Here is an 11,578-nt window from a genome sequence, read left to right on the forward strand (position 1 = left end):
TCAGCGGCCGGAGGCCGGGACGGGCACCCGCCGCATGAGGTCCTGCAAGACCTCCCCGGTGCTGCGTCGCGCGAGCTGGGTCTCACCCGTGGGGATGATGCGGTGGGCCAGGACCGGAAGCACGATCGACTGGACGTCGTCCGGCAGTACGTGGTCGCGTCCCTCCAGCGCGGCGTGCGCGCGGGAGGCACGGAGCATGTGCAGGGTGGCGCGGGGGGAGGCCCCGAGCCGCAGCGCCGAGCTCGAGCGGGTGGCGGCCGACAGGTCCACGATGTACTGCTTGATCGCGTCACTGGTGAACACCGAGCGCACCGCCCGGACCATCGCCGAGACCGTCGCGGCGTCGGTCACCGGCTGCAGGGTCTCGAGCGGGGAGACCTGCCCGTGGCTGTCGAGCATCGCGACCTCGGCGCGCGAGGACGGGTACCCGAGGGAGATACGGGCCATGAAGCGGTCGCGCTGGGCCTCGGGGAGGGGGTAGGTGCCCTCCATCTCGATGGGGTTCTGGGTGGCCATCACGATGAACGGCTTGGGGAGGTCGTAGGTCTGGCCGTCGACGGTGACCTGGCCCTCTTCCATCGACTCGAGCAGGGCCGACTGCGTCTTCGGTGAGGCACGGTTGATCTCGTCGCCGACGACGACGTTGGCGAAGATCGCGCCGGGCCGGAACTCGAAGTCGCGGACGTCCTGGTTGAACACGCTGACGCCGGTGATGTCGCTGGGGAGCAGGTCGGGGGTGAACTGCACCCGTCGCACGGAGCAGTCGATCGACCGGGCCAGGGTCTTGGCCAGCATGGTCTTGCCGACGCCGGGCACGTCCTCAAGCAGGAGGTGGCCCTCGGCGAGCAGGACGGTGATCGCCGTGTGCACGACGTCGGGCTTGCCCTCGATCACGGTGTTGATGGCCCGCGCCAGCCGTCCGGCGACCTCGGTCACCTGCCCCAGGGAGGCGGGTGACCCCGCGGGGAGGGAGAGCAGGCTCTCCGGCTTGGTGGTGCCCACTGGTGTCGTGGGTGCTGCCTGCTTGGTGCCGTCGTCCTCGTGCCTGGCTTGCACCGGCTGTCCTTCCGTCGTCCCCATGGCCGCCACGTTGCGTCCCCTCCGGGTGGTCGATCGATCTTCCCCCACAACGCACCACCAAAACAGGGGGTATGCCGTCTCGTGACCTGTGAAGACGGCTCCACCCGTCGTTCGGCACCGCTGGGCCGGCGGATGGGGCCGCGCGGGGAGGCGGTGCGCGGCTGTTGCCGGCCGTCTCGGGAGTCGTCCGAGACCCGATCGGCCTAACGGTGAGGATCTTGCACCACTTTCCACCACCACTCTGACCTGCAGAAACATAGAACTTGGGGTGAGAAGTTGGGCAAAGTGGCTGCCTTGGCGGGTGACGGTGGAGTAAAGTGGGGGAAACGAGAGGACCGTGGGGTCCTCGACCGGGTCGGCAGGGGAGGTGGGCGTGATGTTTCTCGGGACGCACAGCCCCCGACTCGACGACAAGGGCCGGCTCTTCCTGCCCGCCAAGTTCCGCGACCGGATGTCCGACGGGCTGGTCGTGACCCGGGGCCAGGAGCGCTGCCTCTACGTCTTCCCGATGGACGAGTTCCTCAAGGTCACCCAGCAGATGCAGGCGGCCCCGACCACGAGCAAGGCCGTTCGCGACTTCACCCGTGTCTTCCTCTCGGGCGCCTCCGACGAGGTGCCGGACAAGCAGGGCCGCGTCACCATCCCTGCCACCCTGCGCGCCTACGCCGGCCTCACCCGCGAGTGCACCGTCATCGGTGCCGGCTCACGCGTCGAGGTCTGGGACACCACGGCGTGGAACGCCTACCTCGAGTCCACCGAGCAGGGCTTCTCCGACCAGTCCGAGGAGGTCATCCCCGGACTCCTCTGACCGTGCCCCTGGAGCCAGGTCTCCAGCCGCTTCGCTTCCCGGGACGACTTCCCCCGTCCCGGGCCGCATCCCTTGGAGCGGATGGAGACCTGACCGCAGGGCCACCCCAGCAGCACCGCAGCCACACCGCACCGAAGCCACACCAGCCAGCACCGCACCCAGCAGCACCGCACCGAAGCCACACCGCACCAGCACCGTCCAGCAGGAGATGTCGATGAACGCACGAGGAATGGCCGCCGACCGGCACGTTCCCGTTCTTCGCGACCGCATCGTCGAGCTGCTGGCCCCGGCCCTCGAGGCGCCCGGCGCCGTCTACCTCGACGGGACCCTCGGCATGGGAGGCCACGCCGAGGCCATCCTCGAGCGCTGCCCCGCCGCGCACGTCGTGGGCATCGACCGCGACCAGGAGGCCCTGGCGCTCGCGGCCGAGCGGCTCGAGCCGTATGCCGGTCGCGTCACCTTCGTCCACGCCGTCTACGACGACGTGCCGCGCGCCCTCGCCGAGGCGGGGGTGGACCACCTCGACGCCGCGCTCTACGACCTGGGGGTGTCCTCGCTCCAGCTCGACGAGACCGACCGTGGCTTCTCGTACAGCCAGGACGCACCGCTGGACATGCGGATGGACCAGTCGGCCGGGCTCACCGCCGCCGAGGTGCTCAACACCTACGACGCCAGCGACCTCGAGACCGTGCTGCGCGACTTCGGCGAGGAGCGGTTCGCCCGCAAGATCGTCGCGGCCATCGTCCGCGAGCGCGAGGCCGAGCCCTTCACCACCTCTGGGCGACTCGTCGACCTGCTCAAGAAGGTGGTCCCCGCGGCGTCGCAGAAGAGCGGGGGACACCCGGGCAAGCGCACCTTCCAGGCCCTGCGCATCGAGGTCAACGCGGAGCTGTCGGTCTGGGCAGCGGCCCTGCCGCGCGCGATCGACTCGCTGGCCGTCGGTGGACGCATCGCGGTCCTGTCGTACCACTCGCTCGAGGACCGCATCACCAAGCGCGTCCTCACCGCCGGCGCCAAGGGCAGCAGCCCCCAAGGGCTCCCGGTCGAGCTGCCCGAGCACGCGGCATACCTGCGGCTGCTGACCCGGGGCGCCGAAGAGGCGAGCGCCGAGGAGCAGGCCAGCAACCCCCGATCCGCCTCGGTGCGCCTGCGCGCCGCCGAGCGCACCCGAAGCACTCCTGCCACCCATACCAACCCCAGCACCACGAAGGGAACGCACCGATGAGCCAGCAGCAGACTGCGACGGCGAGGGTCGCATCTCGGGCCCCCGCCCGGAGGGTCGCCCCTCCGCAACCGCTGCGGGTCGTCCCGGCTGCCGTGGGGCACCCGGGCAACGGCGTCTTCGCCGCGTTCTGCATGACCCTGCTGTGCGCGGGGCTGTTCGGCCTGCTCATGCTCAACACCGCCATGGCCGAGGGGTCGTTCACCCTCCACAACCTGCAGTCGACCTCCGGCGAGCTCGCCGACACCCAGGACGCCCTGACCCAGGCGATCGACGCCCAGCGCAGCCCCGCGAACCTCGCGACGCGGGCGACCCGGCTGGGCATGGTCCCGGCCGACTCCGCTGCGTTCCTGCGGCTGTCGGACGGCAAGGTCCTCGGCGTGGCGAAGCCGGCGAAGAAGGAGAGCGGCTTTACCGTGGTGACGGCTCCTGCGGTGGTGTCGGCCAAGGCGTTGCGGGCCGGGACGACCAAGCCCAGCGAGCCGTCGACCCGCGTCACGAAGAAGGGGGATGTGACGACGACGACGGTGGTGGTGACCAAGCCCGACGGCTCGGTCCAGACCACGGTCACGAGTGTCAACGCGAAGACCAACACCACGACGAGCACCACGACCACCAAGGCGAAGAAGCCGGGCCCCACGCCGACTGCCGCGCACTGACCCCACTGCTCGACCACCCCCCAGCCACGGCACCCAGGACAAGGACGCGAGGTACCCAGTGACGCAGACCCGAGGCAGCCGCCCCGGAGCCCCGCGCCCCACTGCGTCCCCGGGTCCTCGTGGTGCCCGCACCGGCGCACCGCACCCCAAGGCCGGCGACCCCCGCGCCACGGCCGCGCGCAGGCAGCCCGGCCCCGGCAAGGCGAAGCCGAGCAAGGCCACCAAGACCAGCGGGTCGAGCAAACCGCCCAAGGCCACGGCCACCAAGCCCGCGCGCGCGGCCCAGCGACCGGCCTCGCCGCCGCGCCCGCCGGGTCGGCGCAAGGTCGGCCTCGACGGGTCCAGCCCGCGTCGCCGGATGCGCACCATGACGGTCGCCGTCCTGTTCATCTTCAGCATCTTCGGCGCGCAGCTGCTGCGCCTGCAGGGCTTCGACGCCTCGGCGGTCTCCAAGGATGCCCAGTCGTCGCGTACCGCGACGATCCCCCTGCCTGCGCTGCGTGGCTCGATCACCGACCGCAACGGCACGATCCTCGCCTCGAGCATCGAGCGGCGCACCGTGACCGTCGACCAGACTGCGGTGCCCTTCTACAAGAAGACCGTCAACGGCAAGCTCACGACGGTGGGCGTGGCCGGTGCCGCAGCCGACCTGTCACCGCTGCTCGGCATCCCCGTGGCCAGCCTGACCAAGGAGCTGGACGGCAAGGCGAAGTACCGCATCCTGCAGAAGAACGTCACGCCCCTCAACTGGCGCAAGATCTCCCAGCTCGGCATCAACGGGATCTACTCCGAGGCGACGTCCGACCGCGTCTACCCGACCTCCACCGCCGCATCGGCCCTCGTCGGCTTCGTCCAGTCGGACGGCTCGGCCGGTGGCGGGCTCGAGGTCCTGATGGACAAGACCCTCAAGGGCACGTCGGGCAAGACCATCTTCGAGCAGTCGCAGGACGGCCGGCCGATCCCCAACGCCCGCCAGGAGACGATCAACCCCGTCCCCGGTCGCGAGGTGCAGCTGACCATCGACTCCGACCTGCAGTGGTTCGCCCAGAACGCCGTGGCGCAGAAGGTGATCGAGACCCAGGCCCTCTCCGGGACGGTGGTCGTCGAGAACGTCAAGACCGGCGAGCTGCTCGCCGTCGCGTCCTACCCGACCTTCGACCCCAACCAGCCCGGGCAGTCCAGTGCGAACTGGACCAACAAGGCCTTCAACGACGTCTACGAGCCGGGTTCGACGGGCAAGGTAATGACGGCCGCCGCCGCGATCGAGCAGGGCGTGGTCACGCCGTCCACCGTGGTCGAGGTGCCCAACCGCATCCGCCGCGCCGCCACGGAGTTCAAGGACAGCCACGACCACCCGACCGAGTACCTCACCTTCGCCGGGGTCCTCGCGCAGTCCAGCAACATCGGCACCATCCTGGCTGGCGAGAAGGTCAAGGCGTCGACGATGTACGACTACTTCAAGAAGTTCGGCCTCGGCCAGACCTCCGGGATGGGCTTCCCCGGTGAGGGTCCCGGTCTGCTGACCAACGTCAAGGACTGGAACGGCTCCCAGCGCTACACGGTGCTCTTCGGTCAGGGCCTGTCGGTCAACGCCCTGCAGGCCGCCGGGGTCTTCCAGACCATCGCCAACGACGGCGTCCGGATCCCGCCGCGGATCGTGGCCGCCACCGGCGACGGCAAGGGCGGCTTCACCCCGACGGAGAAGCCGGCCCCCGTGAAGGTGGTCTCGCCCGAGACGGCCAAGCAGGTGCGCGACATGCTCGAGGGCGTCGTCGGCAAGGAGGGCACCGCGCCCGAGGCCAAGATCCCCGGCTACCGCGTGGCCGGCAAGACGGGCACCGCCGACCGTTACGACGCGCGGGTCGGTGGCTACTCGGGCAAGACCGCCAGCTTCATCGGGTTCGCCCCCGCGGACGACCCCGAGATCGTCGTCGCGGTCACGCTGCAGCGACCGATCAAGGGTTACTTCGGCGGCGTGGTCGCCGGGCCGGTCTTCCACGACGTGATGACCTACGCGCTCCAGGAGCTCCAGATCCCGCCGACGGGCACCACCTCCCCGGTGGCGAAGATCCGCGTCGACAAGACTCCGCCCGCGAGTGACACCACGGTGCTCCGCGACCGGAGGTCGGGGGCATCCGGCGCCTCCCGCTGACGGTAGGCTCGCTGTCCGTGTCATCACCCCGTCCGTCGTCCCCGCACGCCACCCTCGCTGCGGTGGCCTCCCTGGTCGGTGGTGAGCTGGCGGGTCCCGACCGCGAGGTCACAGGCGTGACCCTCTCGTCGCAGGACGTGGTCGAGGGAGACCTCTACGCGGCCCTTCCCGGGGCCAACACCCACGGCGCGAGGTATGCCGCGGGGGCACGGGACGCCGGCGCCGTCGCCGTGCTCACCGACGCGGCTGGTGCCGAAGCCCTGGACGCCGACGGCATCGACCTGCCGCTGGTCGTGGTCGAGGACCCCCGCAGCCACGTGGGCCAGGTGGCCTCGCTGGTCTACGGGACGGTGGACCTCCCGCTGCGGATGTACGGCGTGACCGGGACGAACGGCAAGACCACCACGGCCTACCTCGTCAACTCGGCGCTCCTCGCGCTGGGTCACACGACCGGCCTCATCGGCACCGTGGAGACCCGCATCGGCGACGAGCGGATCAAGAGCGTCCGGACGACCCCGGAGGCCACCGTCCTGCACGCCCTGCTCGCCGTGATGACCGAGCGCGGCATCGACTCCTGCGTGATGGAGGTCTCGAGCCACGCCCTGAGCCAGCACCGCGTGGACGGGGTCGTCTACGACGTCGCGCTGTTCACCAACCTGTCCCAGGACCACCTCGACTTCCACCCGACGATGCGCGACTACTTCCTGGCCAAGGCCGACCTGTTCACCCCCCAGCGGTCGCGCACCGGCATCGTCTGCGTCGACGACGAGTGGGGCCGGGAGCTGGCCACCATCTCCACGGTGCCCGTGACCACGCTGACCTCGCTGGCCGACGTCGACGCCGACTGGCGCCTCGTGGCGGGGGAGGAGGACCCGGCCACCTTCACGCTGTCCGACGGGTCGACCACGCTGCACCTGCGCTCGGCGCTGCCCGGTGACTTCAACCGCGTCAATACCGCGATGGCCGCGCTGGCCCTGCTCTCCGCAGGGATCCCCGCCGACGACGCCCAGCGGGCACTCCTCGTCGACCCCCACGTGCCCGGCCGGATGGAGCGAGTCGTCGTCGGACGGCTGGGCGGTCCCACGACCGCACAGGGCGCCGCGGCCGACCTGCCGCTCGTCGTCGTCGACTACGCCCACACCCCCGACGCGGTCGCCGCGGCGCTCAAGGCGTTGCGGCCCGCGACGAGCGGACGACTGGTCGTCGTGCTGGGCGCCGGGGGAGACCGCGACCGCGGCAAGCGGGCCGCGATGGGACGCGCTGCCGCCGAGGGGGCCGACCTCGTCGTGGTCACCGACGACAACCCGAGGTCCGAGGCGCCCGAGGCGATCCGCGCTGCGGTCCTCGACGGCGCCCGCGCCGCCGGCAGGTCCGCCACGCTGCGGGACGTCGAGGGACGGGCGAGCGCCATCGCGCAGGCCGTCCGCGCCGCCCACGAGGCCGGCCTGGGCAGCGTCGTCGCCATCGTCGGCAAGGGCCACGAGACCGGTCAGGAGATCGCCGGCACGGTGCATCCCTTCGACGACCGGGACGAGGCCCGACGCGCCCTCGAGTCCCTCCTGGGCGAGGACCCGCACGACTCAGACGGGGGAGAGCGATGATCCCGATGTCCCTGGCGCAGATCGCCGAGGTCACCGGTGGACGCCTGCACGGCCTCGACGACCGGGCCGCCGCCTCCCTGGTCGTCGACGGACCCGTCGTCACCGACTCCCGCGAGGCCGGGCCCGGTGGTCTCTACATCGCCCGCATCGGTGAGCAGCTGGACGGTCACCAGTTCGTCGCCTCGGCCGCTGGGCTGGGCGCCGTGGCGGCGATGACCACCCGTCCCGTCGACGAGCTGCCGTGCGTGGTCGTCGACGACATCCAGGACGGGCTGGCGTCCCTCGCGCGCGCCGTCGTGGACCGTCACCCCGACCTCACCGTCATCGGCATCACCGGCTCGTCCGGCAAGACCTCCACCAAGGACCTGCTCGCCAGCGTGCTGTCCAGCGCCGCGCCGACCGTCGCCCCGGTCGGGTCGCTCAACTCCGAGGTGGGCGTGCCGCTGACCGTCTTCCGGGTCGAGCCGCAGACTCGGTTCCTCGTCGTGGAGATGGGTGCCCGGGGCGTGGGCCACATCGCCTACCTCACGCGAATCGCCCCGCCCCGCATAGGAATCGAGCTCAACGTCGGCACAGCCCACGTGGGGGAGTTCGGGTCGCGCGAGGCGATCGCAGTGGCCAAGGCGGAGCTCGTGCAAGCCCTCCCGGCCACCGGCCTCGCGGTGCTCAACGTCGACGACCCGGCGGTCCGAGCCATGGCTTCCACGACCGTCGCCCGCGTGCAGCTGGTGGGGTCAGGAGCAGAGGCCGACGTGCGGGCCACGGACACCACGCTCGACGAGTCGGGTCGGCCGACCTTCCGGGTGACGACCCGGGATGCCAGTGCGGAGGTGACCTTGCCGCTGCACGGCGAGCACCACGTCGGCAACGCGCTGGCCGTCGTCGCTGCCGCCCTCGAGTGCGGCCTGGAGCTGCCTGACATCGTCTCCGCCCTGGCCACGGCGACGCCGGTCTCCCGCTGGCGGATGGAGGTCACCGAGCGCGCCGACGGCGTGACGGTCGTCAACGACGCCTACAACGCCAACCCCGACTCGATGCGCGCCGCCCTCAAGGCGCTGGTGGCGATGGGCGGCGGACGCGGCGGCGCTGACACCGCTCCGGCCCGCCGGACCTGGGCCGTGCTCGGGTCGATGCTCGAGCTGGGTGACGACTCCACGGCCGAGCACGACGCGATCGGCCGGCTCGCCGTGCGGCTCAACATCGCCAGGCTCGTCGTGGTGGGAGACACCGCCCGACCGATGGCCTCGGGCGCCCAGCACGAAGGGTCGTGGGGCGACGAGGCGGTCTGGGTGCCCGACGCGGAGGCCGCCTACGCCCTGCTCGCCCAAGAACTTCGTCCCGGTGACGTCGTGTTGTTCAAGTCCAGCCGCGATGCCGGACTACGGTGGCTCGGAGACAGACTGGCGAGCGACGGCGCGGACACCACCGGCGCAGCGAGCCGCACGGACACCAGCGCCGGGAACAGCGCGGACAACAGCGAGGAGGGCACGACGTGAAGGCGGTGCTGCTCGCTGCCGTCATCTCCCTCGTGGGCGCGCTGTTCGGCACCCCGATGTTCATCAAGTTCCTCGTCCGCCGCGGGTACGGCCAGTTCATCCGCGACGACGGCCCCACGTCGCACCACACCAAGCGCGGCACGCCCACCATGGGTGGCGCGGTCATCATCGGCTCCAGCCTCGCGGCATACGGGCTCGCGCACGTCATCACCGGCACGCCGCTGACGTGGAGCGGCGTGCTCGTGTTGTTCCTCATGGCCGGGCTGGGCCTGGTCGGCTTCCTCGACGACTACATCAAGATCACCAAGCAGCGCAGCCTCGGGCTGCGCTCCCGCGAGAAGCTGGCCGGCCAGACCCTCGTGGCGGTCGTGTTCGCGGTGCTGGTGCTGCAGTTCCCCAACACCAAGAACCGCACGCCGGGGTCCACGCACATCTCGTTCGTGCGTGACACACCCATCAACCTGGCGTTCGCCGGCACGCTGCTGGGCCTGATCCTCTTCATCATCTGGGCCAACATCATGATCGCGGGCACGTCCAACGGCGTGAACCTCACCGACGGCCTCGACGGGCTGGCGACCGGCGCCTCGGTGATGGTGTTCGCGGCCTACGTCCTCATCGGCATCTGGCAGGGCAACCAGAACTGCCAGACGACGCCGGGGCTGAAGTGCTACGAGGTCCGCGACTCGAGAGACCTGGCGGTGGTGGCGGCCGCCGCCATGGGTGCCTGCTTCGGCTTCCTGTGGTGGAACGCCTCACCGGCGAAGATCTTCATGGGAGACACCGGATCGCTCGCGCTCGGCGGGGGGCTGGCCGGTCTGGCCATCACCACCCGCACCGAGCTGCTCGTCGTCATCCTGGGTGGGCTGTTCGTGACGATCACCCTCTCGGTGATCATCCAGGTCGGGTCGTTCAAGATGACCGGCAAGCGGGTCTTCCGGATGGCCCCGTTGCAGCACCACTTCGAGCTGCTCGGGTGGAACGAGGTCACCATCGTCATCAGGTTCTGGATCATCGCGGGGCTCTTCGTCGCGCTCGGACTCGGCCTGTTCTACGCCGAGTGGGTGGTGGGCGCAGCGTGACCGGGCGGCTCGACGGGCTCACCAACGGCGGCGCCGACTGGGGCGGCATCCACGTGGTCGTCGCCGGTCTCGGCGTGAGCGGCTTCGCCGCCGCCGATGCGCTGCACGAACGAGGAGCCCGCGTGGTCGGGGTCGACGGTGGGGACCCCGAGGTCAACACCGCCCTCGGCGAGCGCGCCCGGATCCTCGACATCCTCGGCGTGGACGTGCGCCTGGGCCCCGAGCACGTGACCGGTATGCCGGCCGGCCAGGTGCCCGACCTCGTCGTCACCTCACCGGGGTGGCGCCCCGACCAGCCGCTGCTCCGCGCAGCCGTGCAGGCCGGCATACCCGTCTGGGGCGAGGTCGAGCTGGCCTGGCGGATGCGTGCCGAGGTGGGCCCCGCGCCCTGGCTGACCATCACCGGCACCAACGGCAAGACGACGACGGTCGAGATGCTCGCCTCGATGCTGCGGGCGGCCGGCCTGCGCGCCACCGCGGCCGGCAACGTCGGCACGCCGATCCTGGAGGCCGTGCTCCACCCCCAGCCCTACCACGTCATCGCGGTGGAGCTGTCGAGCTTCCAGCTGCACTGGTCCGACTCCATCGCCCCCTACTCGTCGGCCTGCCTCAACGTCGCCCCCGACCACCTCGACTGGCACGGGTCGCTCGAGGAGTACCAGCGGGCCAAGGGCAAGGTCTACGCGCGCACCAAGGTCGCCTGCGTCTACAACGTGCAGGACCCTGTCACCGAGCAGCTCGTGAGGGACGCCGAGGTGCAGGACGGGTGCCGTGCCATCGGCTTCACCCTCGGCACCCCGGCCCTGTCGATGGTGGGGGTCGTCGACGACATCCTCGCCGACCGGGCCTTCGTCGAGCAGCGCAAGACCTCCGCGGCCGAGCTGGCCACCCTCGACGACGTCCGTGGCGCCGCCGCGACACTGGCGCCCCACAACCTCGCCAACGCCCTCGCGGCCGCGGCGCTGGCGCGGTCCTACGGCGTCGCGCCGTTGGCGGTCCGCGACGGGTTGCGCGCGTTCACGCCCGACCCCCACCGCATCGCCGACTGCGGTGAGGTCGACGGGGTCCGTTACGTCGACGACTCCAAGGCCACCAACCCGCACGCGGCGGCCGCGTCGCTGCACGCGTTCGAGCACGTGGTCTGGATCGCCGGCGGGCTGCTCAAGGGGGCCGAGGTCGAGGACCTCGTGCGCGACGCCGTGGGGCAGCTGCGCGGCGTGGTCCTCATCGGGGCCGATCGCGCCAGGCTCGCCGAGGCGTTGGCCCGACACGCGCCGGATGTCCCGGTCGTCGAGGTGCCGAGCACGGACACTGGGGTCATGGAGACCGTCGTCGCGCGCGCAGCCGAGCTCGCCCAGCCCGGCGACGTCGTGCTGCTCGCGCCCGCGGCGGCCTCGATGGACATGTTCCCCAACTACGGTGCCCGGGGCGACGCCTTTGCCGCGGCGGTCGCCCGCCGCGCCGGGTCCACGGGGGAGTAG

Annotated in this window: 9 protein-coding genes; 8 read left to right on the forward strand and 1 reads right to left on the reverse strand. The window is 71.3% G+C overall.

All coding sequences use genetic code 11. From position 1 onward, the window contains the following. Positions 1 to 1,080 carry an AAA family ATPase gene (locus AC1DWJ_RS18465; RefSeq protein WP_457253044.1) on the reverse strand — a complete coding sequence of 360 codons (1,080 nt, stop codon included), beginning with the start codon at positions 1,078 to 1,080 and terminating at the stop codon, positions 1 to 3. A gap of 376 nt (positions 1,081 to 1,456) precedes the next feature. On the opposite strand from AC1DWJ_RS18465, the gene mraZ reads away from it, so the two are divergent. The 8 genes from mraZ to murD all read left to right on the forward strand — a co-directional run bounded on the left by mraZ (position 1,457) and on the right by murD (position 11,578). After that, on the forward strand, positions 1,457 to 1,888 hold the full coding sequence (mraZ, locus tag AC1DWJ_RS18470; RefSeq protein ID WP_457254153.1) for a division/cell wall cluster transcriptional repressor MraZ: 432 nt from the start codon (positions 1,457 to 1,459) through the stop codon (positions 1,886 to 1,888). A 214-nt stretch (positions 1,889 to 2,102) separates the two neighbouring features. Further along, positions 2,103 to 3,113 (forward strand): 16S rRNA (cytosine(1402)-N(4))-methyltransferase RsmH, encoded by a 1,011-nt coding sequence (gene rsmH, locus AC1DWJ_RS18475; RefSeq protein ID WP_457253042.1) that lies wholly within the window; start codon positions 2,103 to 2,105, stop codon positions 3,111 to 3,113. Next, a complete protein-coding gene (gene ftsL, locus AC1DWJ_RS18480) occupies positions 3,110 to 3,769 on the forward strand; it encodes a cell division protein FtsL (protein ID WP_457253040.1) in 660 nt (219 codons plus the stop codon). Before rsmH ends, ftsL begins: the two co-directional genes overlap by 4 nt. Before the next feature lie 58 nt (positions 3,770 to 3,827). Next, the gene (locus AC1DWJ_RS18485; RefSeq protein WP_477621617.1) at positions 3,828 to 5,921 is read left to right on the forward strand and encodes a peptidoglycan D,D-transpeptidase FtsI family protein; all 2,094 of its coding nucleotides are present in this window, start codon (positions 3,828 to 3,830) and stop codon (positions 5,919 to 5,921) included. Between the two features lie 17 nt (positions 5,922 to 5,938). Next, on the forward strand, positions 5,939 to 7,522 hold the full coding sequence (locus AC1DWJ_RS18490; protein ID WP_477621618.1) for a UDP-N-acetylmuramoyl-L-alanyl-D-glutamate--2,6-diaminopimelate ligase: 1,584 nt from the start codon (positions 5,939 to 5,941) through the stop codon (positions 7,520 to 7,522). Further along, a complete protein-coding gene (locus AC1DWJ_RS18495) occupies positions 7,519 to 9,018 on the forward strand; it encodes a UDP-N-acetylmuramoyl-tripeptide--D-alanyl-D-alanine ligase (protein WP_457253034.1) in 1,500 nt (499 codons plus the stop codon). Before AC1DWJ_RS18490 ends, AC1DWJ_RS18495 begins: the two co-directional genes overlap by 4 nt. Continuing rightward, entirely contained in the window at positions 9,015 to 10,097 is a 1,083-nt protein-coding gene (gene mraY / locus AC1DWJ_RS18500; protein WP_457253032.1) for a phospho-N-acetylmuramoyl-pentapeptide-transferase, read from the forward strand. Before AC1DWJ_RS18495 ends, mraY begins: the two co-directional genes overlap by 4 nt. Then, a complete protein-coding gene (gene murD / locus AC1DWJ_RS18505; RefSeq protein WP_477621619.1) occupies positions 10,094 to 11,578 on the forward strand; it encodes a UDP-N-acetylmuramoyl-L-alanine--D-glutamate ligase in 1,485 nt (494 codons plus the stop codon). The genes mraY and murD overlap by 4 nt, the downstream gene beginning before the upstream one ends.

Source organism: Pedococcus sp. P2_D7 (assembly GCF_056404295.1).

Coding starts and splice junctions, on each gene's coding strand:
- AC1DWJ_RS18465 (WP_457253044.1), bottom strand. CDS start 1,080: ATGGGGACGACGGAAGGACAGCCGGTGCAAGCCAGGCACGAGGACGAC.
- mraZ (WP_457254153.1), top strand. CDS start 1,457: ATGTTTCTCGGGACGCACAGCCCCCGACTCGACGACAAGGGCCGGCTC.
- rsmH (WP_457253042.1), top strand. CDS start 2,103: ATGAACGCACGAGGAATGGCCGCCGACCGGCACGTTCCCGTTCTTCGC.
- ftsL (WP_457253040.1), top strand. CDS start 3,110: ATGAGCCAGCAGCAGACTGCGACGGCGAGGGTCGCATCTCGGGCCCCC.
- AC1DWJ_RS18495 (WP_457253034.1), top strand. CDS start 7,519: ATGATCCCGATGTCCCTGGCGCAGATCGCCGAGGTCACCGGTGGACGC.